Genomic DNA, 25,322 nt, shown 5'->3' with positions numbered 1-25,322 from the left:
TTTATTTGACAGCCTTTCCGTCCAGGACCGTCGGCTCGCCGCGCAGGAAGGTCGCCACGATGCGACCCGGCAGCGTCATGCGGGCGTACGGGGTGTTGCGACTGCGACTGGCCAGCTCCGCCGGTTCGATGACGCGGCGGGCGGCGGGGTCGACCAGGGTCAGGTTGGCCGGTACGCCGGGTGCCGGGTCGAGGCCGTGCCCGGCGAGCCCGGCGATCCGGGCCGGGGTGCGGGACATCCGCTCGGCGATCAGGTCCCAGCGAGGGCCGAACACGTCGAGCGCGATCGACAGCGCCGTCTCCAGGCCGAGCATGCCCGGCCGGGCGTACGCCCACTCGCACTCCTTGTCCTCCACGGCGTGCGGCGCGTGGTCGGTGGCGATGACGTCGATCACGCCCTCGGCCAGCGCCTCCCGCAGCGCGGCGATGTCGGCGGCGGTACGCAGCGGCGGGTTGACCTTGAAGACCGGGTCGTAGCTCTCCGCTTTCTCGTCGGTCAGCAGCAGGTGGTGCGGCGTCACCTCGGCGGTGACCCGTACCCCGCGCGCCTTCGCCTGGCGCAGCACCTCGACGCTGCCGGCGGTGGAGACGTGGCAGACGTGCAGGCGGCTGCCGACGTGCTCGGCCAGCAGCACGTCCCGGGCGATGATGGCCTCCTCGGCGACGGCCGGCCAGCCGGTCAGGCCGAGGCGGGTGGACACCTCGCCCTCGTGCATCTGCGCGCCCTCGGTCAGCCGGGGCTCCTCGGCGTGCTGGGCGATCACGCCGTCGAACGCCTTGACGTACTCCAGCGCCCGGCGCATCAGCCGCGGGTCCGACACGCAATGCCCGTCGTCGGAGAAGATCCGCACCCCGGCGGCCGAGTCGGCCATCGCGCCCAGCTCGGCCAGGCGCTCGCCGGCCAGCCCGACAGTGACCGCGCCGATCGGCTGCACGTCGACCAGGCCGGCCTCCTTGCCGAGGCGCCAGACCTGCTCCACCACGCCCGCGGTGTCCGCGACCGGGGAGGTGTTCGCCATCGCGCACACCGCCGTGTAGCCGCCGAGTGCCGCCGCCCGGGAACCGGACTCGACGGTCTCGGCGTCCTCCCGGCCGGGCTCGCGCAGGTGGGTGTGCAGGTCCACCAGGCCGGGCAGCGCGACCAGGCCGGTCGCGTCGACGACTGTGGCGTCGCCCGCGGCGAGCCCACGGCCCGTCCCGGCCACCACGCCGTCGCGGATGAGCAGGTCGGTCGGCTCGCCGCCGACGATGCTGACGCCTGTGATGAGGTACGCGGTCACCGGTTGTTCCCTCCGAGCAGCAGGTAGAGCACGGCCATCCGCACGGAGACCCCGTTGGCGACCTGTTCGACGATGGTGGAGCGGGGCGAGTCGGCCACCTCGGGCGTGATCTCCATGCCCCGGTTCATCGGGCCGGGGTGCATGACGATCGCGTGCTCGGGCAGCCGGCGCATCCGCGGCCCGTCGAGCCCGTAGCGGCGGGCGTACTCGCGGGCCGACGGGAAGTAGGAGTCACCCATCCGCTCGCGCTGCACCCGCAGCATCATCACCACGTCCACATCTGGGAGAACGGCGTCGAGGTCGTAACAGACGTCGGTGCCGGGCGCCAGGGCGGCGGCGATGTCGACCGGGATGAGCGTGGGCGGGCCGACCAGCGTGACCTTCGCGCCGAGCGTGGACAGCAGCAGCACGTTGGAGCGGGCCACCCGGGAGTGCAGCACGTCGCCGACGATCGCCACGTGCAGGCCGTCGAGCCGGCCCAGCCGGGACCGCATCGTGTACGCGTCGAGCAGCGCCTGGGTGGGGTGCTCGTGGGTGCCGTCACCGGCGTTGACGACCGAACCGTCCACCCACTCGGCGAGCCGGTGCGGTGCGCCGGAGGCGGGGTGCCGGACGACGACCGCGTCCGCGCCCATCGCCTGGAGCGTGAGCGCGGTGTCCTTCAGGCTCTCCCCCTTGGCCACGCTGGAGCCCTTGGCGGAGAAGTTGATCACGTCGGCGCTGAGCCGCTTGGCGGCCGCCTCGAACGAGATCCGGGTGCGGGTGGAGTCCTCGTAGAAGAGGTTGACCACTGTGCGCCCGCGCAGCGCGGGCAGCTTCTTGACCTCGCGACCGGCCACCGTCGCCATCTCCGCGGCGGTGTCCAGGACCAGGGTGGCGGTGGCGGCGTCCAGGTCGGCGCCGGAGAGCAGGTGCCGGATCATGAGAGGGATCCTCCGTACAGCCGTACCTCGTCGGCGCCGTCGGTCTCGGCGAGGGTGACCTTGACGTTCTCGGCCAGCGCGGTGGGGATGTTCTTGCCGACGTAGTCGGCGCGGATCGGCAGCTGGCGGTGGCCGCGGTCGACAAGGACCGCGAGCTGCACGGACGCCGGCCGGCCCACGTCGCTGAGCGCGTCCAGCGCGGCCCGCACGGTGCGGCCGGAGAACAGCACGTCGTCGACGAGGATCACCCGTTTGCCGTCGATCCCACCGGTGGGCAGGTCGGTCGGGCCGACCGCGCGGGTGGCGTGCCGGCGCAGGTCGTCGCGGTAGAGCGTGATGTCGAGCACCCCGACCGGGACCGTGACGTCCTCGAAGGTGCTGATCCGGGCCGCGAGGCGGTGGGCCAGCGGCACACCCCGGGTGGGGATGCCCAGCAGCACCGTGTCGGCGGCACCCTGGGTCTTCTCCAGGATCTGGTGGGCGATGCGGTCGACCACCCGCGACACGTCCGCTGCGGCGAGGATCACCTTCACCGAGGGTTGTCGCGGCGGCGACGAGTGGGCAGCCGGTGGGTAGGCCACGGCGGACCTCCTTCCCCGCCTCACGGGACGGGTCGTTAAAGGACGTCTGGTCGGCTCCGGCTGGCCCGCGCGGGGCCCGGGCCGGGGCTTCACGCCACGTTACCAGCGGTCACCGGGCCGCTCGCCGCCGGTCCTGACCTGCTGGTCAGCCCGGAGAAATGGGGACAAGCCACACGTGGGTGCCGGAGCCCGTGGACGGCAACACTTGACCACATGTCGCAATCCCCGTACCGTCACGCTCCGTAGCGATAGCTCGGGGAACCCGAACAGCACTGGGAGTGTCCGAATGCCCTCTGAATACGCCAAGTCGCTGGGCGCCCGCCTGCGCTCCATCCGCCAGCAGCAGGGCCTGTCCCTGCAGGGGGTGGAGGAGAAGTCGAACGGGCGGTGGAAGGCCGTGGTGGTCGGCTCGTACGAGCGCGGCGACCGCGCCGTCACCGTGTCCCGCCTGGCGGAGCTGGCCGACTTCTACCGCGTTCCCGTCTCGGAGCTGCTGCCCGACGGCAGCGGGGTGCGTCACGAGCCCACCAGCAAGATCGTCCTGGACCTGGAGCGGCTCTACGACGAGGCCTCCGAGGACCTCGCGTACGTGGCCCGCTACGCGCGCGCCATCCAGCAGCAGCGCGGCGACTACAACGGCCGGGTGCTCTCGATCCGCGCCGACGACCTGCGCGCCCTCGCGATCGTCTACGACGCCTCGCCGTCGGGCCTGATCGAGCGGCTGACCGAGCACGGCGTGCTGGTCGCCGACCCGCGGGCGTTCTTCGCGTCCTGACACCCCGTACGACGAGAAGGGCCCGTGCCACAGCCGGCACGGGCCCTTCGTCGTTGTGTGCTGCACGTCAGCGCGTGGCGTACTCCGCGATCCGGCCGAGGATGCCGTTGAGGAAGCGGGGCGAGTCGTCGGTCGACATCTGCCGGGCCAGCTCCACGGCCTCGCTGATCGCCACCGCGTCGTCGATCTCGTCGACGTAGAGCAGCTCGTACACGGCGATCCGGGCCAGGTTGCGGTCGACCACCGGCATGCGCTCCAGCGTCCACCCCTCGGCGTAGCTGGCGATGATCTCGTCGATCCGGTCGAGATGCGCCGCCACGCCCTCGACCAGCCCGACCGCGTAGCCGAGGTGGTCGGGGCGCGGCTGCTCGATCCGTTCCAGGTAACCGGCGAGCACCTCGACCGGCGGGCGGTCCCGCAGGTCCGCCTCGAAGAGCACGTCCAGCGCCCGCTTGCGCGCCTTACGGCGCGCCGGCATCTGCTGCTTGGGGCCCTCGGCCATCAGGCTCGGCCGAGGTAACGGCCGTCGCGGGTGTCGACCTTGATCTTCTCACCGGTGGTGATGAACAGCGGCACCTGCACGGTCGCGCCGGTCTCGACGGTGGCCGGCTTGTTGCCGCCGGTCGACCGGTCGCCCTGCAGGCCCGGCTCGGTGTAGGTGACCTCGAGCACGACCGAGGTCGGCAGCTCGATGTACAGCGGCACGCTCTCGTGGGTGGCGACCGTCGCCTCGGCCTCGGGGAGGAGGTAGTTGGCGGCCTCGCCGACCGTGCCGCCGGGGACGGTGATCTGGTCGAACGTCTCCAGATCCATGAAGACGTAGTCCTCGCCGTCGGCGTAGAGGTATTGCATGGTGCGCTTGTCGACGGTCGCGGTCTCGACCTTGGTGCCCGCGTTGAAGGTCTTGTCGACCACCTTGCCGGACAGCACGTTCTTCAGCGTGGTGCGCACGAAGGCACCACCCTTACCGGGCTTGACGTGCTGGAACTCGACGACGGCCCACAGCTCGCCGTCCAGGTTGAGTACCAGGCCGTTCTTCAGGTCGTTGGTGGTGGCCATTTCCTGCCTTGATCATCAATTGGCGGACAGACCGTCCAAGTCTACTCGCTCTGTCGAATCGGACTCGCACGAAGGAACCTGCGGCTCACGCTCCGGCGGCGAGCCGGGCGGCCAGGTGGTGCAGCGCCAGCCGGTAGCCGTCCACGCCCAGACCGCAGATCACCCCGGTGGCAACCGCGGAGACCACCGAGTGGTGCCGGAACTCCTCCCGGGCGTGGATGTTGGAGATGTGCACCTCGACCAGCGGGCCGCGCAGCATCGCGCAGGCGTCCCGCACCGCGATCGAGTAGTGCGACCAGGCGGCCGGGTTGAGCACCACTGCCGCCGCCTCGTCGGCCGCCTCGTGCAGCCACGCGAGCATCTCGTGCTCGGCGTCGGTCTGCCGGACCACCACGTCCAGGCCCAGCTCCCGGCCGTGCCGCTCGCAGTCGGTCACGAGCTGGGCGTAGCTGGTCACCCCGTACACGTCGACCTGACGGGTGCCGAGCCGGCCCAGGTTCGGCCCGTTCAGCACGTACACCCTCACGAGCTGATCTCCGCGTACGCGGCGGCGAGCAGGTCGTCCGGCGGCGCCTCCAGGATCGCCGGGCGGGCGAGCCCGTCGAGCACCACGAACCGCAGCCGGCTGCCCCGGGCCTTCTTGTCCACCCGCATCGCGGCCAGCAGCTCCGGCCAGGCGTCGGCCCGGTAGCCGGTGGGCAGGCCGAGCGCGGTCAGCACCCGGCGGTGCCGCTCCGCGTCGGCCGCGTCGAGCCGGCCGGCGAGCCGGGCCAGCGTGGCGGCGTACACCAGGCCGACCGCCACCGCGTGACCGTGCCGCCAGCGGTAGCCCTCCACCTTCTCGATCGCGTGCGCCAGGGTGTGCCCGTAGTTGAGCACCTCGCGTACCCCGGACTCGCGCAGATCCCCGGCGACCACGTCGGCCTTCACGCGGACCGCGCGTTCGACCAGTTCCCGCAGCACCGGCCCGGCCGGGTCCAGCGCGGCGGCCGGGTCCCGCTCGACCAGGTCGAGGATGACCGGGTCGGCGATGAACCCGCACTTGACCACCTCGGCCATCCCGGCGGCCAGGTCGGCCGGGGGCAGGCTGTCCAGCGTCGCCAGGTCGGCCAGCACGCCGGCCGGCGGGTGGAACGCGCCGACCAGGTTCTTGCCGGCGGCCGTGTTGATGCCGGTCTTGCCGCCCACGGCGGCGTCGACCATGCCGAGCAGCGACGTGGCGACCGGCACCCAGCGCACGCCGCGCAGCCAGGTGGCCGCGACGAAACCGGCCAGGTCGGTGACCGCGCCGCCGCCCACCCCGACCACCGCGTCGGTACGGGTGAACCCGGCGTCGCCCAGCCGGTCCCAGCAGGCCGCCGCCACGTCGACGTGCTTGCCCGCCTCGGCGTCGGGCACCTCGATCAGCAGCGGTGTCACGCCGCCCTCGCGGACACTGTCGGCGAGCCGGTCGGCGAGCGCCTTGAGCGGCGGCGCGTGCAGGAAGGCCACCCGCTCGGCGCCGGGCAGCAGCCGGGGCGGCGGGTCCAGCAGGTCACGTCCCACGAGCACGTCGTACGGCCGCTCGCCGCCGACCGGGATCCGGGTCACCTCGTCCATCGCGGGCAGCCTAGTGCAGCGCGCCGCCCCTCCGGGGCGGTTGTCCACTGGCTGGGTGTTTGCCCGGCCGCTACGGGGGTACGGCGGCCGGAATGAGCGAGACGACGGCACACGCGACCCGACCGGAATCCACGACGAGCATCCGGCTGCCCGCCACGATCCTCGGCGTCGGGCTCGGCGGCTTCGTCGACGGCATCGTGCTGCACCAGGTGCTCCAGTGGCACCACCTGCTCAGCAGCACCGGCAGCGACCGGATCGGCGTCCGGGAGTACCCGGTGGACACCGTGCCCGGGTTGCAGATGAACACGCTCTGGGACGGCCTGTTCCACGTGGTCACCTGGGTGGCGGTGCTGACCGGGCTGGCCCTGCTCTACTCCCGGGTCACCGGCTCCCGGGGCCGGCTGTGGCGCTCGCCGATGCTGTGGGGCTGGGCGCTGATCGGCTGGGGCCTGTTCAACCTGGTGGAGGGCATCATCGACCACCACCTGCTCGGCATCCACCACGTCCGCAGCGGCCCGAACCAGCTCTGGTGGGACCTCGGCTTCCTGGCCCTCGGCGTGGTGCTGATCGCTGTCGGCTGGGCGATCCAGCGCCGCGCCCTCGCCGTGGACCTCTGCGCGCCGGAGCGCCGGTGATCCTGGCGCACGCCGGGCACGCCGGCGGCGGCTTCCCGGCCACCGCGCTGATCCCGGTGGCGCTGTTCTGGGCGTACCTGGCCGCCGCGCTGCGGCTGCGCGACCCCGGCGGGCCGGGCTGGCCGCACGCCCGCACGGCGAGCTTCGGGCTGGGCGCGCTGCTGCTGACGGCCGGGCTGCTGTGGCCGGCCGGTGACTTCGTCGGGCACATGTGGCAGCACCTGCTGATCGGCATGCTGGCGCCGCTGGCGCTGGTGCTCGGCGCCCCGGTCACGTTGCTGCTGCGCACGCTGGACCGGCGTACCGGCCGGAGCCTGGTCCACCTGCTGCGGCATCCGGTCGCGCGGGTCCTCGGCCACCCGGTGACCGGCCTGCTGCTCACCGCGGGCGGGCTCTGGCTGCTCTACCTCACCCCGCTGTACCGGGCCACCCTGGACAGCCCGGTCCTGCACACGCTGGTGAACGTGCACTTCCTGCTCAGCGGATGTCTGTTCGCCTGGTCGATCGCCGGGCCGGACCCGGGCCCGCACCGCCCGCGCGTACCGGTGCGGCTGGTGGTGATCGGGTTCGGGGTGGCCGCGCACGCCACCATCGCCCAGCTGCTCTACGCCGGGCTGTTCGTGGACGTGCCCGCCACCGCCGCCGAGCTGCGGGCCGGCGCCACGCTCATGTACTACCTGGGTGACCTGGCCGAGATCGCGCTGGCGCTGGCGCTGCTCGCCACCTGGCGACCGGAGCGGAGCCCTCGCCGCCGGGCGCGGAGCCCTCGCCGCCGGGCCGGACGCCGGACGGCCGGGACCGCTGCGGCCAACGCCTGACCGTCCACCCTTGCGCCGGCACGCCTTCTCACTCGCCCATGGCGTTCCACCCACCGACGTCATGCACGCCGACTGGAACACCACGGGTGCCACAACGCCCTGGAGACACCCACACCGTTCCACCCACCGACGTCATGCACACCGACTGGAACGCCATGAGTGTCACAACCCTTGGGAGACACCCACCGCGTTCCACCGAGGGAGCCGGGAGCCGGGCGCAGCGAGCGGGCGGGTCAGGGCTTGAGCAGCGCGGCGATCTCCGCGGCCAGCTCCTGCGGCGTACGCCCGTCGGTGACCACGGTCGCGGTCGCCACCTCGGCGTAGAGCGGTCGGCGCTGATCCATCAGGTGCTTGAGCGTGGCGCGCGGGTTCAGCGCGAGCAGCGGCCGGCCGGCGCCCAGACCGACCCGCTTGAGCGCGTCGGGCAGCTCCACCGACAGGTGCACCACCGTGTGGCCGATCAACGCGGCCCGGTTCTCCTCGGCCAGGACCGCGCCGCCGCCGAGCGCGAGCACGCCCGCGTGCGACGCGAGCGCCGCCGCCACGGCAGCCCGTTCGAGGGTACGGAAGTGCTCCTCCCCCTCGTCCACGAAGATCTCCGGGATCGGCTTGCCGGCGAGGTTCTCGATGTCGGCGTCGGTGTCCCGGAAGCCGACGCCGAGCGCCTCGGCGAGCGCCGTGCCGACTGTGGTCTTGCCGGAGCCCGGCGCCCCGACCAGCACGCAGACCGGCCGGGTGCTCATCGTTGCCGCCTTTCGTTCGCGACTGCGGGACTCCGCTGCGCTGCGTTCCTCGCGCTCACCGGACGACCAGGCTGTCGAGGTAACCGTTCAGGTTGCGGCGCATCTCGGCTACCGAGTCGCCGCCGAACTTCTCCACCGCCGCCTCGGCCAGCACCAGCGCGACCATCGCCTCGGCCACCACGGCCGCCGCCGGGACCGCGCACACGTCCGAGCGCTGGTTGATCGCGGTGGCCGGCTCACCGGTGGTCACGTCGATGGTCGCGAGGGCCCGGTTCAGCGACGAGATCGGCTTCATCGCCGCCTTCACCCGCAGCGGCTCACCGGTGGTGATGCCGCCCTCCAGGCCACCGGCCCGGTCGGTGATGCGCCGCACGCCGGTGGCGGTGGGCACGATCTCGTCGTGCGCCTCCGAGCCGCGGGAGCGGGCCTGCTGCCAGCCGTCGCCGATCTCCACGCCCTTGATCGCCTGGATCGACATGAGCGCGGTGGCGAGCCGCGCGTCGAGCTTGCGGTCCCACTGCACGTGGCTGCCCAGGCCCGGCGGCACCCCGTACGCGAGCACCTCGACCACGCCGCCGAGCGTGTCGGCGGCCTTCTTCGCGGCGTCGACCTCGGCGACCATCCGGGCGCTGGCCTCGGCGTCGAGGCAGCGCAGCGGGTCGGCGTCGATGCGCGCGGCGTCCTCCGGCGTGGGCCGCAGGCCCGGCTTGACCGCCACCGGGCCCAGCTCGACCACGTGCGAGACGATCTCGACGCCGAGCGCCTGGCGCACCAGCGCCTTGGCGACGGTGCCCACAGCGACCCGGGCGGCGGTCTCCCGGGCGCTGGCGCGCTCCAGGATCGGCCGGGCGTCGGTGTGCCCGTACTTCTGCATGCCGGCCAGGTCGGCGTGACCCGGGCGGGGACGGGTCAGCGGCGCGTTGCGGGCCTGGCTCGCCAGCTCCTCCGGGTCGACCGGGTCGGCGGCCATCACGGTGCGCCACTTGGGCCACTCGGAGTTGCCGACCCGGATCGCCACCGGGCTGCCCAGCGTCACGCCGTGCCGGAGCCCGCCGATGATCTCGACCTCGTCCTGCTCGAACGACATCCGGGCACCTCGGCCGTAGCCGAGCCGGCGCCGGGCCAGCTCGCCGGAGATCTCCCCGGTGGTCACCTCGATGCCGGCGGGTACGCCCTCCAGCATCGCGACGAGGGCGGGTCCGTGCGATTCACCTGCAGTCAGCCAGCGCAACACGACGGTCAGTGTGTCACGCCCGGTGGTCACCGGCGTACGCCGCCCGCCGCGTCCCGCCCACCGGACAGGGCCACCTCCGGCGCGCTGGTCTGCCGCCCGGCGGGTGAGGTGTTAACAGGGGGCCCTTCCTCTACCGGAGGCGTTAAGAAGGGGCCCTTCCTTACACCGGCAGCGCGGCGCGCATCGCGGCGCGTGGGGCGGCGACGCCGGTGAACTGCTCGAACTGGCCGAACGCCTGGGCCAGCAGCAGGTCCAGCCCGGAGACCACCCGGCACCCGGCGGCCAGCGCCGCCGCCGCGAGCGGGGTGGGCCACGGGTCGTAGACCACGTCGAAGAAGACGGACTCGGGCCGCCAGTCGAAGTTGTCGGCGAGCGGGTCGGCGACGCCCTTCGGCACCGTGGAGATCACCAGGTCGGCGCGGGCGTGCGCGGGCGCGCCGTCCCACTCGGCGCCGGCGAGCGGCACGCCGGCCACCGCCGCCACCGGGCGCAGCTCGTCGACCGCCTCCGGGCGGCGGGCCACCACAGTCACCTCGGCCGCCCCGATCCGGGCCGCCGCCGCGATGGCGGCCCGGGCGGTGCCGCCCGCGCCGAGCACTGTGACCACCGCCCCGGCCACGCAGCCGGCGCCGGTGAGCACCTCGACCATGCCGGTGACGTCGGTGTTGTCCGCGTACCAGGTGCCGTCGGGCCGGCGTACCAACGTGTTGGCGGCGCCGACCGCGGCGGCGACCGGCGAGACCTCGTCGGCCAGCGCGAGCGCCGCCTCCTTGCCCGGCATGGTCACCGACAGCCCGGCCCACTCGGGGCCGAGGCCCGCGACCAGGCCGGGCAGCTCGTCGGCGCCGGCTTCGATCCGGGTGTACGACCAGCCGGTCAGGCCGGCCGCCGCGTACCCGGCGGTGTGGATCACCGGGGAGAGCGAGTGGGCGATCGGCTTGCCGACCACCGCGGCGCGGCGGGGAGCCGAAATATGCACTGCCTCTGTCCCCCGGGTGACGTCGTGCCTAGAGAACGCCGTTCTCCTTGGCCTTCTCGATGTTGCGCTCATGCTCGGCGTTCGTCGTCGCGAAGGCCGAGTGTCCCTGCTTGTCGATGGCGACGAAGAAGAGCCACTTTTCGTTCGGCGGGTTCAGCGCCCCCTCCAGAGCCTGCTTCCCCGGGTTGTTGATGGGAGTCGGGGGCAGGCCCGGGTGGGCATGGGTGCTGTAGGGGTTCTTCTCGTCGTACAGCTCCGCTCTGCTCATGTCCTTCGACGCCTTCGTCGGCTTGCCGGTCAGCTCCCAGTAGTAGTTGACCGACACGTCGAACTGCAGACAGTTGCAGGGGAAGTTGCCGCCGTAGACCCGGTTGTAGGCGACGCGCGCGATCTTGCCGAGGTCGTCCTTGTTGCCGGCCTCGGCCTGCGCGAGCGAGGCGACGACCAACGCCTCGTACGGGGTGATGCCGCCGCGATCCTTCTGCACCTTCTCCGCGTACTGCATGCCGGAGGTGACGGTGAGGAAGTTGTCCACCATCAGCTTGAGCACCGTCTCGGCGGTGGCCTTCGGCGGGATCTCGTAGGTGTCGGGGAACAGGAATCCCTCGATCGACGGCTTGACCTTCTTGCCGTCGGAGCGCTTGAACCACCAGTCCGGGACGCCGAGCGCCTCCGGGTCCTTCGCCGCGGCCTCGAAGTCCTTGACCGGGATGTCGGTCTTCTCGGACAGCCGCTTGTAGACCGTCTTCGCGGTGAGGCCCTCGGGAATGGTGATCCCGTTGACGATCTTGTTCTTGAGGTCCAGCAGGGCCACGACCGCCGCGTCACCGCTCATCTGCTTGCGCAGCTTGTACGTGCCGGGCTGGATGTTCTTGCTGCGCGAGTTCTCCTCGGCGGCCTCGATGAACGCCTTGGTGCTCTTCACCACGTCGGCGGCGACGAGCGCGTCGGCCATGTCGGCGATCAGCGCGCCCTGCTTGATCTCCACGGTCACCTCACCGGTGCCGGAGCCGTCGTAGTCGGGGGTGACGAAGTAGTTCTGGACCCGGTCGAAGCCGTAGAACGCGCCGCCGCCGATGCCGCCCAGCAGGATCAGCGCGAGTGCGAGGGCGAGAAGGGTCTTGCCCCGGCCGCCGCCGGACTTGCCCTGGCGCCGGCGCACCGCGCCGCGCCGGTGCCGGCCCTTCTCCCCCCTGTCCGGCTCGTCGAACCCCAGATCAAGATCGTCGATCATTGCGTCCGCCTCCGCTGTGCGTCCAGCCAGCTCTGCAGAATCTCCACCGCGGCAGCCTGGTCGACCACCGCTCGTTGGCGCTTTCCCCGGACGCCCCGTTCGGCCAGCCTACGACTCGCGACGACGGTAGACATCCTCTCGTCCGTCAGCGTCACCGGAATCGGCCTCATTACATCAGCCAATCGGCTGGCATATGCTGATACGTTCACCGCCGCGGGGCCGTGTTTTCCGGCGAGGTTGACCGGCAGCCCGACCACGATCCCCACTGCCTCGTGCTCGGCGGCGAGCCGGACCAGCTCCGCCATGTCGGCGGGCACCGCGTCCGGTTCGGCGGTCAGATCGCGGGCCAGCGTCACCAGGGGCGTGGCGAGGATGCCGTGCGGATCACAGCGGGCCACCCCCACCCGGACCTGGCCGACGTCGACACCCAGCCGGACGCCACGGGACAGCTCGGTCACGACCGGACACCTCCCCGCCGGTACGGGCCAGGGCGGACCGGGTGGTCCGCCCTGGCGTCGATCGGTGCGCTCATGCCGTGCCGACCGGGCATGCCCTCACGGCCCTCGCTCCGCTCGGTGCGTTCGCTCATGCCGTGCCGACCGGGCATGCCCTCACGGCCCTCGCTCCGCTCGGTGCGTTCGCTCATGCCGTGCCGACCGGGCATGCCCTCACGGCCCTCGCTCCGCTCGGTGCGTTCGCTCATGCCGCGTCGGCGACCGCCCGCTCGACGGTGACCAGCAGGTTCGGCGCCTCCGTCGCGGGCAGCCCGCCGCCCTGGGCCAGGTCGTCGCTGCCGCCGCCCCGGCCGGAGAACGCGGCCTTGACCAGGTCCTTCGCGCTCAGGTTCCGCCCCCGGGCGGCCTGGTTGACGGCCACCACGAGCGACGCCTTGCCGTTTGCGCGGGCGGCCACCGCGACCACCGCCGGGCGGGCCGCGTCGATCCGGCCCCGGATCTCCTGGGCGAGCGTCCGCACGTCGTTCGCCGCCGCGCCCTCCGGCGCCTCGGTGCCGACGTACGCGACACCCCGCACGTCCTTCGCCTGCGCCGCCAGGGCACCGGCCCCGCCGAGCACGAGCTGGGCGCGCAGCTTCTCCAGCTCCTTCTCCGCGTCGCGCAGCTGGGTGACCGTCTGCTCCACCCGGTCGGCGACCTGCTCCCCCGGCACCCGGAACAGCTCGGCCAGCCGGGACACCAGCAGGTGCTCGCGGGCCAGGAAGCCGAACGCGTCCATGCCGACGAGCGCCTCGATCCGGCGTACCCCGGAACCCACAGACGCCTCGGAGAGGATCTTCACCAGGCCGAGCTGGGCGGAACGGGCCACGTGCGTACCGCCGCACAGCTCACGGGCGTAGTCGCCGACCTCGACGACCCGGACCCGCTCGCCGTACTTCTCGCCGAACAGGGCCATCGCCCCGATCCGGCGGGCCTCCTCCTGGCTGGTGACGAACGCGTGCACCTCCAGGTCGGCCAGCAGCACCTCGTTGACCTGCTGCTCGACGTCGTGCAGCACGCTCGGCGCCACACCCGTCGGGGTGTTGAAGTCGAACCGCAGCCGGCCCGGCGCGTTCAGCGAACCCGCCTGCGTCGCCGACTCGCCGAGGAAGTTGCGCATCGTCTGGTGCACCAGGTGCGTCGCGGTGTGCGAGCGGGAGATCGCCCGGCGGCGGGACACGTCGATCTCGGCGTACCCGGTCTCGCCGGAACGCACCTCGCCGCGCACCACCTTGGCCCGGTGCACGATCAGGCCGGGCACCGGCTGCTGCACGTCGAAGACCTCGACCTGGCCGCCGCCGACGGTGATGAGCCCCTGGTCGGGCTGCTGCCCGCCGCCCTCGGCGTAGAACGGGGTGGTGTCGAGCACCAGCTCGATCGTGTCCCCCTCGACCGCCGCGGAGATCGCGGCGCCGCCGGACAGCAGCGCGCGCACCCGGGACTCACGGCTCAGCTCGGTGTAGCCGGTGAACTCCACCGGCCCGCCGCCGTCGAGCACCGACCGGTACGCCGACACGTCGGTGTGCCCGGTCTTGCGCGCCTGCGCGTCGGCCTTGGCCCGGCTGCGCTGGTCGGCCATCAGCCGGCGGAAGCCCTCCGCGTCGACCTGCAGGCCCTGCTCGGCGGCGATCTCCAGGGTCAGGTCGATCGGGAAGCCGTACGTGTCGTGCAGCTGGAACGCCTTGTCACCGGAGAGCGCCGCCCTACCGGCCGACTTGGTCTCGGCGATGGCGGTGTCCAGGATCGTGGTGCCGGCGCGCAGCGTGGCCAGGAACGCGTCCTCCTCGGCGTACGCGTACTGGGAGATCCGGCCGAAGTCCTCGGCCAGCTCCGGGTACGACGGCGCCATGCAGTCGCGGGCCACCGGCAGCAGCTCCGGCAGCGCCCGGTCCTGGTAGCCCAGCAGCCGCACCGCCCGGATAGCCCGGCGCATGATCCGCCGCAGCACGTATCCCCGGCCCTCGTTCGACGGGGTCACGCCGTCGCCGATGAGCATCAGCGAGGTGCGCACGTGGTCGGCGATCACCCGAAGCCGTACGTCGTCCGGGTGCGACTCGTTCGCCGCGTGACCGGAGTGCGCGCCGTAGCGCTTGCCGGTCAGCTCGGCGGCCCGGTCCAGGATCGGCTTGACCTCGTCGATCTCGTAGAGGTTGTCCACGCCCTGCAGCAGCGAGGCCATCCGCTCCAGGCCCATGCCGGTGTCGATGTTCTTCGCCGGCAGGTCGCCGAGGATCGGGAAGTCCTCCTTGCCGACACCCGGACCGCGCTCGAACTGCATGAAGACGAGGTTCCAGAACTCCAGGTAGCGGTCCTCGTCGACCTCCGGGCCACCCTCCCGGCCGTAGGCCGGGCCGCGGTCGTAGTACAGCTCGGAGCACGGGCCGCACGGGCCGGGAATGCCCATCGACCAGAAGTTGTCGGCCTTGCCGCGGCGCACGATCCGCTCGGCCGGCACGCCGGTGGCGCGCCAGATGTCGTACGCCTCGTCGTCGTCCAGGTAGACGGTCGCCCAGATCCGCTCCGGGTCCAGCCCGAAGCCGCCCGCCTCGACCGGCTTGGTGGCCAGGTCCCAGGCGAGCGGGATCGCACCGGACTTGAAGTAGTCGCCGAAGGAGAAGTTGCCGTTCATCTGGAAGAACGTGCCGTGCCGGCTGGTCTTGCCGACCTCGTCGATGTCCGGCGTCCGGATGCACTTCTGCACGCTCGTCGCCCGCGCGTACGGCGGGGTCTGCTGGCCCAGGAAGTAGGGCACGAACTGCACCATGCCCGCGTTGATGAACAGCAGGTTCGGGTCGCTGATGGCGGGCAGCGGAGCGGACGGCACCACGGTGTGCCCGTTCGCCTCGAAGTGGGCGAGGAACCGCCGCTTGATCTCCGCCGTCTTCATCGCTGGTGGTCCTCCGGGAAAATCTCTCGGTCACCGATGCGCGGGTCCTCCCGCAGCTCGGCGAACTGGTCGTCGTACACCTCGCCGCGGGCGAAGGCCTCGTGGATCTCCTGCTCACGCTCGGCCATGCCGACCCGGACGTCGTCCACGAACGCCCGTAGCGACTCGACCAGACCGCCGGCGGACTCGGACAGCCCGCTGGCGATGCCGGCCGGGGTGTACGCCTGCGCGGTCCGGGTGGCCTTGCGCACCACCAGGACGCCCACGGCCACCCCGATGCCCAGCCAGAACAACCGCCTCATGCTCTCATCCTCCCGCGTACGCCGGCCGGGGTCAGCGGTTGCCGCGCTTGGCGGCCCGGCGCTGCTGCTTGATCGTGTCGCGCACCTCGCGCTCGGTCTCGGCGTGCCGGCGGGCGGAGGCCGCGCGGCGCAGGCCGTAGCCGAACGCGGTCACCTTGACCAGCGGGTTCGCGGCGGCGGCCGAGACCACGGTGGCCAGGTTCGCCACGTTCGCAGTGACGTTCTGCGCATGGGTCGTCATGGTGTCCACCTTGGCGAGCTGGAGGTTCACCCCGTCCAGCGAGGTCTGCACCTGCTCCAGCGCCACGTTGACGTTCTTCACCGTGGTGTTCACGTCACCGAGCAGCGGCGCGGTGCGCTCGTTCACGTCGGTGATCATGCGGGTCGTCGCGTCCACGGTGTGCCGCAGCCGCAGGATCGGCACCGCCAGCACGAGCACCAGCATCAGGAACGCGCCGGCCGCGATCAGCGCAGCGATCTCTCCACCACTCACGCGAAAGTCCTCCTCAAGCAGTGTCCCGGGACCCGACGCCCCGGAACGCGCGACCGTACCTACCCCATTCGCGCCACGCCGACCCGGTCACCGGGCGCGGACGGGCGTGCCAGCCCCAGACCCTACCGTCCGTGATGAAAGTCGGCTCACGACGGTGAGGGGGTCGCCTCGCCCAGCGGGTCGTCGGTCAGGGTCGGGTACGGATCCTCACCGGTGAGTGACGGATCGGTGGTCGGTGTCGGTCCGGTGCGCTCGTCGTCGATCGCGTTGCGCACCTTCACCGACACCAACGAGCCGGTGCACTCCGCCGCTGCGGGCGTGGCCGGTGCGGTCGGCGCGGGCGCCCCGTCGATCGGCGGAGGCGTGCAGGTGCGGTCGCGTACCCACAGGTCGAGCGTCAGTTCGTCCCGGCGCCAGCAGGTGTAGCTACCAGGGACCTTCTCGTCCGGGCAGCGGTCCACCTTCCAGCGCCGCCATCCGTCCCCGGCCAGCGCCTTCTCGTAGACCGCGACGGTCTCCTTCCACCCCTGCTCCGACTCGACGGAACGTTCACGCAGGCGGCAGTCCTGAAGGCACCAGCGGCTGCCGCTGACGTTGTCGACCGTGTTGCTCTGCGCCCAGGCGGGCACGGCGAGCGCGTCGAGGGTGTCGAAGACCGGGTCGCGGCTGAGCGTCCGCATCCCGAAGTAGAGCGGCACCGCACCGAGCAGCACGAGGCTGACCAGGGCGAGGATGCCCAGTCGCAGCCGGCTGCGCTCGCGCATCTGCCGGCGCAACTCGGACCGGGCGCCGCGCAGGCCACCGGCCTCCGCGCCGCTGTCGTCCCGTCCGGGGCCGCCGGGCCGTGGCGCGCCGCCCGCTGCGGGCCGTGGCCCCGCGGGCTCCCCCGGGGGTACGACCACAGCCGCCCGCGCCGTCGCCGGTGCCGCCGCGTTGCCCGGGCCGGTCCGGTCCGGCTCCGGTCCGGGAGGCGTCGCCCGGCCGGTGGTCCGCTCGTCCGGCGCGACCGGACGGGCCACACCGGCTGCCGCGCGGGCGGTCACCGGTGCGGCCGGGGCACCCGCTGGGATCCCGCCCGTACGCTCCGCATCGCCCCGCGGACCGGGACCGGTCGGACCGGCCGGAGCACCACCGGGGCGGCCGCCACCCGCGGGAATCCCGCCGGTGCGATCGAGGTCGCCGCGCGGACCGGGGCCGGCCGGGGCGGGAGCGGGCGCGACACCCGGGCGGGCCGCGCCTCGGGCCGGGCCGGGCCGGCCGCGCGACGGGTCGGACGGCTGAGGCCGGGCCGGGGGCACGACCGGGCCGGGCTGGTCGGGTCGGACCGCCGGTTCGGCGCGCGCCGGCACATCGGGGCCGGGCTGTCCGGGGCGCGCGGCCGGCGTACCCGGCTCGGGACGCACCGGCGGAACCGCGACGCCGGCCCGGCCGGCTGGACCACCGGGACGGCCGGGTGGCTGGTCGGCCGGAGGGCCGGCCGGGCGGCGGGCGACCGGCATGGCCGGGTCGGTGTGCGGCGTGCGACCGGCCTGCCGCAGCCAGTCGGCGGGACGGTCGGGCCGCTGCGACCGCGGCTCACCGGTGTCGTCACGGGCGGCCCGGCGACCGGGCGCCTCGGTGCCGGCGCCGGGACCGGCCGACTCGTCCGGCGCGGCCGGGCGGCCGCCGGCTGGGTCGGGCGCGGCCCGGCGACCGCCGGGTACGTCGGGTGCGACCCGGCGACCGTCGGGTGCGGCACCGCGGCCGGCGGGCGTGCCGCGGCGGCCGGCGGGCGGGGTCGGGCCGGTCGCCGGACCGCCGGACACGGGCGCGCCCGGCAGGTCCGGCGCGTTTCCGCTGCGCGGGACGACCGGGGGACGGTCCGGGGCGGCCCGGCGGCCGGCGCCCGGCGCGGGCACGGCTGCGGATTCGCCACCGGGCGCGGACACGTGGTGCCCGCCGGTGGGCTCGTCGTGCCGGGCGCGTCGCCCGCCGCCGGAGACCGGGGCGGCGTCCGGAACGGCCCGTCCGGCCGGCCCGCCGGGCACGACACCTTCCGGCGCGGCGCGACGGCCCGCACCGGAGACGGGACGGGTACCGGGTGGACCGTCGTCGGCACGGGCCCGGCGGCCCGCACCGGAGACCGGCTGGGTGCCGGGTGCCACGTCATCGGGACGGGCCCGGCGGCCCGCACCGGAGACCGGCTGCGTGCCGGGTGCCACGTCATCGGGCCGCGCGCGGCGTACTCCACCGGGGACCGGCTGGACGGCGCCGGTGTCCTCGGCGCGGGCCCGGCGGGCGCCACCGGAGACGGGCTGGATGCCGGCGGTGTCGTCCGGGCGGGCCCGGCGGCCGCCGGACGGCGGCGGGATCGTCGGATCGGCCTGCTGCGGAACCTCGGGTCCGGATCCGTGCCGGCCGCGGGGCGTCGGCGGAACGCGGGTGTCGCCGTCGGCAGGCGGCCGGCCCGGATCGGTGGATGCCCGGCCGGGGGTCGGCGGAGCGGGCGGGACGCGGGTGCCGGCGACGGGCGGCTGCTGGCCGGTGGGTCCGTCCACGCGGCGGCGGTACGGCGCGTCGGCCGGACGGGGCGCCTCGGGCACGCCGGGCCAAGGACCGTCGACGGGGCGGCGCTGTGCGCCGGTTTCGGGGCCGCCGGGCCAGGGACCGTCGCCGGCCCGGCGCGGGGCACCGGTCTCGGGACCGCCCGGGCGCACCGGTGGCGCGGCCGGACCGGGCGTGCCGGGGCGGCGCATGACCGGCGGACGCGGACCGGGCCGGCCACCACCGGGCGGCGTCTCCGGGCCGGGACGACCACCGCCGGAGGGCGCGTCCACGGCCGGCGGACGGACCCCCGGCGGCATGTCCCCGGCCGGACGCCCGGGAGCCGGAGGCATGTCCACGCCGGGCCGGCCGGACGGCGGGGCGGCGTCCACGCGGGACCGTCCGGCTGGCGGAGACGTGTCCACGCCCGGTCGACCGGGAGCCGGGGGCAGGTCGGTACCGGGGCGTCCGGTGACCGGTCCGCCGGGACGTCCGGCGGCCGGAGGCGCAGCCGGGCCGGGGCGGCCGGTCACGGGCGGCATCGCCGGGTCGGTGCGGCCGGCCGGAGCGGGCCCGCCCGGATGGGGCCGGCCGGGAGCCTGCGGCGCGGCGGCGGCCGGCGGAACGGCCCGACCGGGAGCCTGCGGCGCGCCAGCCGGGGGCGGAACGGCCCGACCGGGAGCCTGCGGCGTGCCAGCCGGGGGCGGAACGGCCCGGCCGGGAGCCTGGGGCGCGCCTGCCTGCGGAGTGCCGGGCCGGCCGGCGGGCGGAGGCGGCGGAACCGGCTGACCGGTCGACGGCGGCTGGGCGCCCGGCGCCGGGGGCCGCGGAGCCGGTCGCCCGGCGGGCGGCACGCCGGGGCCGGGACCGGGCGGCACGGCGGGGCCCGGACCGGGCGCGGCGGCCGGGCGGGGTGGCCGGGCCGGCTCGCCGTCCGGCCAGGACGGGTCGGGGCCGGGACGCGGCGCGGGGCCGCCCCCGTCGGGTCCGAGTTCACCGCCCTGCTGCTTGGCGGTACGCAGGTCGTCGATCCAGCCGAGTTCCTCGCCGACGACAGTCGGGTCCAGCTCGGGCTCGGCCCGGCCGCGTCCCCACCGGCGGCCCTTGGCCCGCGGGTCGCGCCGCTCGTCGGGGCCGTCCGCCGGCCGCTCCGGACCACGCGCCATCACTACTGACCCCCCTCGGCGGCGTCGCTGCCGCCCTCACTCGCCCCGCTGGCCTGCTCGCCGCCCCCCACCCGGGCCCCGTTCGCGGCGGCCGGGGCGCCGGCCTCCGCCCGGGTCGCCGGAGCCGGCAGCCCGCGCACGATCCGGCGCAGCAGCGGCAGCCGGGTGGCCACCGCCCGCTCCGCGCCGTGCCCGCTGGGCTGGTAGTAGTCGGTTCCGACGAGGTCGTCCGGAGCGTACTGCTGGGTGACCACCCCCCGGTGGTCGTCGTGCGGGTAGCGGTAGCCGGCCCCGTGGCCGAGGCCCCGCGCGCCGGAGTAGTGGGCGTCGCGCAGCCCGCGCGGCACCGCGCCGCCACGACCCGCGCGTACGTCGGCGACGGCGGCGCCGATCGCTGTGGTGGCCGAGTTCGACTTCGGCGCGGTGGCCAGGTGGATGACCGCCTGGGCCAGGTTGAGCTGTGCCTCCGGCAGGCCCACGTACTCGACCGCGTGGGCGGCGGCGGTGGCCACTGTCAGCGCGGTGGGATCGGCCATGCCGACGTCCTCACTCGCGAAGATCACCAGCCGGCGGGCGATGAACCGGGCGTCCTCCCCGGCCACCAGCATCCGGGCCAGCCAGTGCAGTGCCGCGTCCACGTCCGAGCCGCGCATGCTCTTGATGAACGCGCTGGTCACGTCGTAGTGGGCGTCGCCGTCCCGGTCGTAGCGCACCGCCGCCACGTCGACCGCCTGCTCCGCCACGGCCAGGTCGATCCGGCCGGTGCCCAGCGCGGTAGCGGTGGCCGCCGCCGCCTCCAGCGCGGTCAGCGCCTTGCGCACGTCGCCCCCGGCGAGCCGGACCAGGTGGTCCTCCGCCTCCTCGGCCAGGACCAGCGCCCCGCCGAGCCCGCGCTCGTCGGCCACCGCGCGGCGCAGCAGCCCGCGTACGTCGTCGTCGTCAAGGGCCTGGAGGGTGAGCAGCACGCAGCGCGACAGCAGAGGCGAGATGACCGAGAAGTACGGGTTCTCCGTGGTGGCCGCCAGCAGCGTGACCGTACGGTCCTCGACGGCGGCGAGAAGCGAGTCCTGCTGGGTCTTGCTGAACCGGTGCACCTCGTCGATGAACAGCACCGTGGGCGGGCCGCCGGACCGGCGTTGCCGCCGCGCGGTGTCGATCACGGCGCGCACGTCCTTCACGCCCGCGGTGAGCGCGGACATCGCCACGAACCGCCGGTCGGTGGCCCGGGCCACGAGGTGGGCGATGGTGGTCTTGCCGCTGCCCGGTGGACCCCAGAGGATCACCGACATCGGCGCCGCGCCCTCGACCAGCTGACGCAGCGGCGCTCCCGGCGCGAGCAGGTGCTCCTGCCCGACCAGCTCGTCGATGCCCGCCGGCCGCATCCGCACCGGCAGGGGCGAGTCCGCCCGGGCGTCGGTGAAGCCGTCGGCGCCGCCCGAGCCCGCGGGTGCGCCGGCCGGCTCGCCGAGGGTGAAGAGGGCGTCCGATTCCATCACGAGAACAGTACCGGGCCGGGCCGACGACGCCGGAATCGCGCCGCCGCCCCGGCCCGGGTGGTCTTTTCCGGTCAGCCGCGACCCGGTCGCCGGCCCCGGTACCACCGGCCGCCACCGCCGCCGCGCGGGCCGGAGCCGACGCCGGCCAGGTAGAGCGAGAGCAGCAGGAAGCCGATGAGCATGAGGGTCGTGGTGCTGAACAGATCGGGTGCGCCGAGGTCGGTGTTCATGAAGTCGAGCAGCAGCGCGAAACCGAACACGATGGCCGCGAGAATGGCGAGCATGTCGTTCCTCCGGTGGGGGTTCCCAGCAGGTCGGCGACGGATGTACCCAATCGGTCTGTTCGTCAATCTCCACCGTGGAACAGGCGGTGCCCGGCCTCCGGTACACGCCGGGGGTGCTCGTAGGCTGGCGTGATGATCACGGTCGACGAGGAGCTGACCGGGCCGGAGGCACTGCTCGCCGCGACGGGCAACCACCCGTACGCCCGGCACGCGCTCCGGCGCGACCAGCCCGCGCGGGGATGGCGGCACGGCGGCGCGGTCGGGTGGCTGCTCCCGCCGGGCGAGTGGTCGGCCGGCGGCGCGGTCGGCGCTCCCGGCCCGGCGCTCGACGTCTTCGCCGCCCGGCGGGCGGACGGGACGCTGCCGGCCGGCCGGTCGATCAACCTGCCCCGGGCGGATCCGGACGAGGTGTCCGCGCGGCTGCCGGTGGCCGGGCTGACCGAGTGGGACTTCCTCTGGACCACCGGGCCGCCGCCGCACCAGCCGGAGCAGGACCGGGTGGTACGCCTCACCGCGGCCGACCGTCCCGCGCTGGCCGCGCTGATCGAGGAGGCGTTCCCGAGCACCACCTCACGGCCGGGCGACCCGGGCGTCGTCGACTGGTACGGCATCCGCGACGGTGACCGCCTGCTCGCCTGCGGCGCCGATCGCAGCCGGGGCGACGTCGGCTTCCTGGCCGGGTTGACGGTCGCGCCCGGGCATCGCGGCCGAGGGCTGGGCGCGGCGCTGACCGCCGGGATGACGTGTGCCCTGTTCGGCAGGTACGACGCGGTGGCGCTGGGTGTCTACCCGGACAACGTGGGCGCGATCCGGCTCTACCGCCGGCTCGGCTTCACCGCCACCGAACGCCGCACGTCGATCCGGCTCGCCTGACGCAGCGTCCCCACGCCGAGATCTTGGTACGGAACGGCCCCCGTCGGGGCGCTCGCGTACCAAGATCTCGTCCGTTCCGGGCGGACGGCCGGGGTCAGTCGCGGCCGGCAGGGGCCGGTGCGGCTGCCGCTGCGGCGTCGAGGGACGGGCCGGCCGGCTCGGGCGCCAGACCGGAGTGGCCGGGACCGGCCGTCGCCTCCGGCTCCACGGCGACGTCCGGCGGGGTACGGCGGGCGGCGCGCCAGGCCGGCAGGTAGAGCGGCGCGGCCACGGCGAGCATCACGGCGCCGACGATCATGGCGACGCTGACGCTCGTGGCGTCGGCCAGCGCGGTCAGCGTGACCGCGCCGAGCGCGCCGGCCGGCTGGGCGGCCATCGAGTTCAGCGAGAGCACGCTGGTCCGGTACGGGCCGTCGACCTGCCGGTGCAGCAGCCCCATGTGCAGCGGGTTCGACGCGCCGTGCACGGCGTAGCAGGCCAGGTAGGCGATGAGGATGCCGACCGGTCCGGCCAGCAGCCCCATGCCGACCACTGTGACGCCCTGCAGGACTCGCATCAGCGCGGCGGCCGGGGCGGCGCCGAGGCGGCGCAGCAGGAACGGGGTGAGGGCGGCGCCGGCCGCGTTCGCCAGCCAGGCCGCCGTGCTGGCGGGCCCGAGCAGCGCCGCCGCCCGGTCCGGGTCGCCGAGCACCTCGGAGAGGCGTACCGGCAGCAGCGACTCGAACGTGACCATACCGAAGCCCCAGAACAGCTCGACGGCGACCAGGGCCAGCAGCACCCGATTGCGGCGCAGCAGGCCGACGGCCTGCCCGACCATCCGGGGCGCGTCGACCACCGAGGCGCGCAGCGCCGCCGGGCCGGACGCGGGCCGCCGTTCCGCCATGAGCGACAGCAGCGCCACGATGGAGACGGCCTGGAGCACGGCGGCGACGATCACCGGCAGCGCGAGGGCGCTGACCGGGCCGACCGGGCCGAGCGCGACCAGCCCGCCGCTGAGCAGCGCGCCCGCGCCGATGGCGACACCGGCCACGGTGCCCGCCCAGCCGAGGCCGCGCTCGTACTCGGCGTTCGGGTCGGCGGCCAGCGTGGCGTCGACGTACCAGGATTCCAGCGGGCCGCTGTCGAGCGCCCGGTAGATCCCCTGCAACGCCCAGACCAGGAAGAACATCCAGAACGAGTCGGCCACCGCCATGAGCGCCAGCGAGCCCAGGCCGATGGCCCAGGCGAGCAGCAACACGGGCTTGCGGCCGAGCGCGTCGGCGAAGCCGCCGGTGGGCAGTTCCAGCGCCAGCACCACCAGGCCCTGCGCGGTGGCGACCAGGCCGATCTGGGAGAGCGTGAGCCCGCGCTCCTGCATCAGCAGGATCATCACCGGCATGAGCAGGCCGCTCGGCAGCCAGCGCAGGCCGTAGAGCGTGAGGTAGCGGGACCGGATCTGGCGTACGGACAGCGTGGTCACGGCTTCTCCTCGGCAGGCGGCGGGGTGGACCGCGGGTAGGCCGCGTCCATCGGCAGGGCGGCGAGGTAGAACTGCACCGTCTCGGCGTCGGGGTCGTCGGGGTCGGTGGCGTCGCGGTGCCGCTCGAAGACCGCGAAGAGCTCCTCCTGGATCGCCTTGAGGCGGTCGACCGGAATCCGCATGAAGAAGTCGCCCATGCCGAAGCCGTCGCGCCAGTCCGCCGACCACCGGTGCCGCTGGGCGAACCAGCGTTCGGCGTGCTGGGCGAAGAAGCGGACGTAGTCCGCCTCGATCCACTCGATGGCCGCCCGCGCGTCGGGGTCGTCGTCGAAGTCGCTGGACTCCCAGTTGGTGACGTCGTGCGCGGCCCGCCAGTAGCGCTGGCGGCCGGTGCCGAGGCTCGGGTCCTCCACCACGAGGCCCACCTCGGCGAGTTGGCGCAGGTGGTAACTGGTCGCGCCGCTGTTGGTGCCGAGCGCCTCGGCGAGGGCGGTGGCGGTGGCCGGGCCGCCCACGCGCAGCGCCCCGACCAGCCGCATGCGCAGCGGTTGGGCCAGGGCACGGACCTGGCGGTGGTCGATGCGGACGGTGCGCTCGTTCTTCTCCTCCATAGGACGCACAATATCTGTGCACACTTTCCATGCACAATAGGCTTGCAAAGAATCTGTGCAACTAGCCGTACAGCTCGGTGATCCCCCGCAGGCGGGTCCGCAGCAGCCCCGCGGCGCGGGCGGAGTCCAGCACCACCTCACCCGGGCGGTGCTGCCCGGCGGAGGCGATCGTGGTGGTGCGCAGCGCACCCGCGTCCACCCCGTCGTGCCGGGCCACCAGCACGCCCAGCTCGGCGCGGCTCACCGCCTCCGGCCCGGCCACGTTGAGCAGCCCGGCGTAGTCGCCCGGCACCAGCTCCAGCACCGCGGCGGCGAGGTCGGTGACGTGCACCGGGCAGCGCAGCTCGTCGGTGAACAACGTGGCCCGCCCGGCCAGCGCGTCCCGGCAGAGCTGGATCTGCCTGCTGCCCTCCCCCACGATCAGCGACGTCCGCACCACCGCCGCGCCCGGGTCCACCGCCCGCACGGCCGTCTCCGCCGCCGCCTTCGCCGCGCCGTACGGGTGCAGCGGCGTGGGCACGTCCTCGTCCGCGTACGGCGTGGGCCGCCCGGCGTGCAGCGCGTCGCTGGACAGGTGCACCAGCCGGGCGCCCACCTCGGCGGCGGCTACCGCGATGTGGGCCGCCCCGTCCGCCGTGACCGCCCAGTCGTCGTACCGGTAGGGGGTGGCGACGACCGCGTCGGGGCGTACCCGAATCAGCAGCTCGCGTACGGCGGCGCGGTCGGTGACGTCGAGCCGGTGCGTCGCGACGCCCGGCACCGCGACGGCGGCGGAGTGGTACGTGCCGGTCACCCGGTGCCCGGCGGCGACCGCCTGCCGGCACACCTCGGCGCCGAGGAAGCCGCTGGCTCCCACCACGAGCAGGTGCATCAGT

Annotated in this window: 25 protein-coding genes; 4 read left to right on the top strand and 21 right to left on the bottom strand. The window is 74.3% G+C overall.

The features are described 5' to 3' along the window. Window position 1: 1 nt before the first annotated feature. The 3 genes from Q3W68_RS15770 to pyrR are packed head-to-tail and all read right to left on the bottom strand — an operon-like array spanning window position 2 to window position 2,783. Entirely contained in the window at window positions 2–1,279 is a 1,278-nt protein-coding gene (locus Q3W68_RS15770; RefSeq protein ID WP_302906128.1) for a dihydroorotase, read from the bottom strand. After that, window positions 1,276–2,202 carry an aspartate carbamoyltransferase catalytic subunit gene (locus tag Q3W68_RS15765; protein ID WP_302906127.1) on the bottom strand — a complete coding sequence of 309 codons (927 nt, stop codon included), beginning with the start codon at window positions 2,200–2,202 and terminating at the stop codon, window positions 1,276–1,278. Before Q3W68_RS15765 ends, Q3W68_RS15770 begins: the two co-directional genes overlap by 4 nt. Further along, a complete protein-coding gene (gene pyrR, locus Q3W68_RS15760; protein WP_302906126.1) occupies window positions 2,199–2,783 on the bottom strand; it encodes a bifunctional pyr operon transcriptional regulator/uracil phosphoribosyltransferase PyrR in 585 nt (194 codons plus the stop codon). The genes Q3W68_RS15765 and pyrR overlap by 4 nt, the downstream gene beginning before the upstream one ends. A gap of 286 nt (window positions 2,784–3,069) precedes the next feature. Here pyrR and Q3W68_RS15755 point away from each other — a divergent pair, with 286 nt between their 5' ends. After that, a complete protein-coding gene (locus Q3W68_RS15755) occupies window positions 3,070–3,558 on the top strand; it encodes a transcriptional regulator (RefSeq protein WP_013285505.1) in 489 nt (162 codons plus the stop codon). 67 nt (window positions 3,559–3,625) lie between these two features. Here the strand turns inward: Q3W68_RS15755 and nusB are convergent, their stop codons facing one another. The 4 genes from nusB to aroB form a co-directional block, all read right to left on the bottom strand. Next, window positions 3,626–4,036 carry a transcription antitermination factor NusB gene (gene nusB, locus Q3W68_RS15750; protein ID WP_302906202.1) on the bottom strand — a complete coding sequence of 137 codons (411 nt, stop codon included), beginning with the start codon at window positions 4,034–4,036 and terminating at the stop codon, window positions 3,626–3,628. 23 nt (window positions 4,037–4,059) lie between these two features. Then, window positions 4,060–4,617: an elongation factor P gene (efp, locus tag Q3W68_RS15745; RefSeq protein ID WP_013285503.1), complete on the bottom strand. Its 558-nt coding sequence runs from the start codon at window positions 4,615–4,617 to the stop codon at window positions 4,060–4,062. Between the two features lie 85 nt (window positions 4,618–4,702). Next, window positions 4,703–5,143, bottom strand: a complete 441-nt coding sequence (gene aroQ / locus Q3W68_RS15740; RefSeq protein ID WP_302906125.1) for a type II 3-dehydroquinate dehydratase — start codon at window positions 5,141–5,143, stop codon at window positions 4,703–4,705. Next, window positions 5,140–6,216: a 3-dehydroquinate synthase gene (aroB, locus tag Q3W68_RS15735; RefSeq protein ID WP_302906124.1), complete on the bottom strand. Its 1,077-nt coding sequence runs from the start codon at window positions 6,214–6,216 to the stop codon at window positions 5,140–5,142. Before aroB ends, aroQ begins: the two co-directional genes overlap by 4 nt. Before the next feature lie 92 nt (window positions 6,217–6,308). On the opposite strand from aroB, the gene Q3W68_RS15730 reads away from it, so the two are divergent. Both Q3W68_RS15730 and Q3W68_RS15725 read left to right on the top strand, forming a co-directional pair. Further along, entirely contained in the window at window positions 6,309–6,851 is a 543-nt protein-coding gene (locus tag Q3W68_RS15730; RefSeq protein WP_302906123.1) for a DUF2243 domain-containing protein, read from the top strand. Further along, window positions 6,848–7,669, top strand: coding sequence for a cytochrome c oxidase assembly protein (locus Q3W68_RS15725; RefSeq protein ID WP_302906122.1), 822 nt, complete (start codon window positions 6,848–6,850; stop codon window positions 7,667–7,669). Before Q3W68_RS15730 ends, Q3W68_RS15725 begins: the two co-directional genes overlap by 4 nt. A 233-nt stretch (window positions 7,670–7,902) precedes the next feature. Here the strand turns inward: Q3W68_RS15725 and Q3W68_RS15720 are convergent, their stop codons facing one another. From Q3W68_RS15720 to Q3W68_RS15670, 11 genes are all read right to left on the bottom strand, one after another. Continuing rightward, on the bottom strand, window positions 7,903–8,412 hold the full coding sequence (locus Q3W68_RS15720; RefSeq protein WP_091424298.1) for a shikimate kinase: 510 nt from the start codon (window positions 8,410–8,412) through the stop codon (window positions 7,903–7,905). Window positions 8,413–8,467: 55 nt separating this feature from the next. Next, complete coding sequence (aroC, locus tag Q3W68_RS15715; protein WP_302906121.1) at window positions 8,468–9,646, bottom strand: chorismate synthase; 1,179 nt, start codon at window positions 9,644–9,646, stop codon at window positions 8,468–8,470. A 160-nt stretch (window positions 9,647–9,806) separates the two neighbouring features. After that, a complete protein-coding gene (locus tag Q3W68_RS15710) occupies window positions 9,807–10,619 on the bottom strand; it encodes a shikimate dehydrogenase (RefSeq protein ID WP_302906201.1) in 813 nt (270 codons plus the stop codon). A 34-nt stretch (window positions 10,620–10,653) separates the two neighbouring features. Continuing rightward, window positions 10,654–11,859, bottom strand: coding sequence for an endolytic transglycosylase MltG (gene mltG, locus Q3W68_RS15705; protein WP_302906120.1), 1,206 nt, complete (start codon window positions 11,857–11,859; stop codon window positions 10,654–10,656). After that, on the bottom strand, window positions 11,856–12,317 hold the full coding sequence (ruvX, locus tag Q3W68_RS15700; RefSeq protein WP_252448521.1) for a Holliday junction resolvase RuvX: 462 nt from the start codon (window positions 12,315–12,317) through the stop codon (window positions 11,856–11,858). Before ruvX ends, mltG begins: the two co-directional genes overlap by 4 nt. A 241-nt stretch (window positions 12,318–12,558) precedes the next feature. Then, window positions 12,559–15,240, bottom strand: a complete 2,682-nt coding sequence (gene alaS / locus Q3W68_RS15695; RefSeq protein WP_302906119.1) for an alanine--tRNA ligase — start codon at window positions 15,238–15,240, stop codon at window positions 12,559–12,561. Continuing rightward, a complete protein-coding gene (locus Q3W68_RS15690) occupies window positions 15,237–15,542 on the bottom strand; it encodes a DUF6167 family protein (protein WP_026267797.1) in 306 nt (101 codons plus the stop codon). Before Q3W68_RS15690 ends, alaS begins: the two co-directional genes overlap by 4 nt. 31 nt (window positions 15,543–15,573) lie before the next feature. Continuing rightward, window positions 15,574–16,035 (bottom strand): DUF948 domain-containing protein, encoded by a 462-nt coding sequence (locus tag Q3W68_RS15685; protein ID WP_302906118.1) that lies wholly within the window; start codon window positions 16,033–16,035, stop codon window positions 15,574–15,576. 146 nt (window positions 16,036–16,181) lie between these two features. After that, window positions 16,182–16,799, bottom strand: a complete 618-nt coding sequence (locus Q3W68_RS28345; RefSeq protein WP_368045741.1) for a hypothetical protein — start codon at window positions 16,797–16,799, stop codon at window positions 16,182–16,184. A 2,927-nt stretch (window positions 16,800–19,726) separates the two neighbouring features. After that, entirely contained in the window at window positions 19,727–21,217 is a 1,491-nt protein-coding gene (locus Q3W68_RS15675) for a replication-associated recombination protein A (RefSeq protein WP_302906116.1), read from the bottom strand. Window positions 21,218–21,291: 74 nt separating this feature from the next. Further along, window positions 21,292–21,504: a hypothetical protein gene (locus tag Q3W68_RS15670; protein ID WP_013285485.1), complete on the bottom strand. Its 213-nt coding sequence runs from the start codon at window positions 21,502–21,504 to the stop codon at window positions 21,292–21,294. Window positions 21,505–21,636: 132 nt separating this feature from the next. Between Q3W68_RS15670 and Q3W68_RS15665 the strand changes: the two genes are divergently transcribed. Beyond that, window positions 21,637–22,377 (top strand): GNAT family N-acetyltransferase, encoded by a 741-nt coding sequence (locus Q3W68_RS15665; protein WP_302906115.1) that lies wholly within the window; start codon window positions 21,637–21,639, stop codon window positions 22,375–22,377. 94 nt (window positions 22,378–22,471) lie between these two features. Here the strand turns inward: Q3W68_RS15665 and Q3W68_RS15660 are convergent, their stop codons facing one another. The 3 genes from Q3W68_RS15660 to Q3W68_RS15650 all read right to left on the bottom strand — a co-directional run bounded on the left by Q3W68_RS15660 (window position 22,472) and on the right by Q3W68_RS15650 (window position 25,318). Further along, complete coding sequence (locus Q3W68_RS15660; protein ID WP_302906114.1) at window positions 22,472–23,836, bottom strand: MFS transporter; 1,365 nt, start codon at window positions 23,834–23,836, stop codon at window positions 22,472–22,474. After that, complete coding sequence (locus Q3W68_RS15655; RefSeq protein WP_302906113.1) at window positions 23,833–24,447, bottom strand: helix-turn-helix domain-containing protein; 615 nt, start codon at window positions 24,445–24,447, stop codon at window positions 23,833–23,835. Before Q3W68_RS15655 ends, Q3W68_RS15660 begins: the two co-directional genes overlap by 4 nt. 61 nt (window positions 24,448–24,508) lie before the next feature. Next, the gene (locus Q3W68_RS15650) at window positions 24,509–25,318 is read right to left on the bottom strand and encodes a sugar nucleotide-binding protein (protein ID WP_302906112.1); all 810 of its coding nucleotides are present in this window, start codon (window positions 25,316–25,318) and stop codon (window positions 24,509–24,511) included. Between the last annotated feature and the right edge of the window lie 4 nt (window positions 25,319–25,322).

It is taken from the genome of Micromonospora sp. C28ISP2-4 (assembly GCF_030519385.1).
Lineage (GTDB): Bacteria > Actinomycetota > Actinomycetes > Mycobacteriales > Micromonosporaceae > Micromonospora > Micromonospora tulbaghiae.
Note: the sequence above shows the minus strand (reverse complement) of the source record. Positions and strands in the feature narration are given on the sequence as shown.

Coding starts and splice junctions, on each gene's coding strand:
- Q3W68_RS15670 (WP_013285485.1), bottom strand. CDS start 21,504: ATGCTCGCCATTCTCGCGGCCATCGTGTTCGGTTTCGCGCTGCTGCTC.
- mltG (WP_302906120.1), bottom strand. CDS start 11,859: ATGATCGACGATCTTGATCTGGGGTTCGACGAGCCGGACAGGGGGGAG.
- Q3W68_RS15655 (WP_302906113.1), bottom strand. CDS start 24,447: ATGGAGGAGAAGAACGAGCGCACCGTCCGCATCGACCACCGCCAGGTC.
- Q3W68_RS15765 (WP_302906127.1), bottom strand. CDS start 2,202: ATGATCCGGCACCTGCTCTCCGGCGCCGACCTGGACGCCGCCACCGCC.
- nusB (WP_302906202.1), bottom strand. CDS start 4,036: ATGCCGGCGCGCCGTAAGGCGCGCAAGCGGGCGCTGGACGTGCTCTTC.
- Q3W68_RS15665 (WP_302906115.1), top strand. CDS start 21,637: ATGATCACGGTCGACGAGGAGCTGACCGGGCCGGAGGCACTGCTCGCC.
- Q3W68_RS15675 (WP_302906116.1), bottom strand. CDS start 21,217: ATGGAATCGGACGCCCTCTTCACCCTCGGCGAGCCGGCCGGCGCACCC.
- Q3W68_RS15690 (WP_026267797.1), bottom strand. CDS start 15,542: ATGAGGCGGTTGTTCTGGCTGGGCATCGGGGTGGCCGTGGGCGTCCTG.
- Q3W68_RS15755 (WP_013285505.1), top strand. CDS start 3,070: ATGCCCTCTGAATACGCCAAGTCGCTGGGCGCCCGCCTGCGCTCCATC.
- Q3W68_RS28345 (WP_368045741.1), bottom strand. CDS start 16,799: ATGCGCGAGCGCAGCCGGCTGCGACTGGGCATCCTCGCCCTGGTCAGC.
- aroB (WP_302906124.1), bottom strand. CDS start 6,216: ATGGACGAGGTGACCCGGATCCCGGTCGGCGGCGAGCGGCCGTACGAC.
- efp (WP_013285503.1), bottom strand. CDS start 4,617: ATGGCCACCACCAACGACCTGAAGAACGGCCTGGTACTCAACCTGGAC.
- Q3W68_RS15730 (WP_302906123.1), top strand. CDS start 6,309: ATGAGCGAGACGACGGCACACGCGACCCGACCGGAATCCACGACGAGC.
- Q3W68_RS15720 (WP_091424298.1), bottom strand. CDS start 8,412: ATGAGCACCCGGCCGGTCTGCGTGCTGGTCGGGGCGCCGGGCTCCGGC.
- Q3W68_RS15650 (WP_302906112.1), bottom strand. CDS start 25,318: ATGCACCTGCTCGTGGTGGGAGCCAGCGGCTTCCTCGGCGCCGAGGTG.
- alaS (WP_302906119.1), bottom strand. CDS start 15,240: ATGAAGACGGCGGAGATCAAGCGGCGGTTCCTCGCCCACTTCGAGGCG.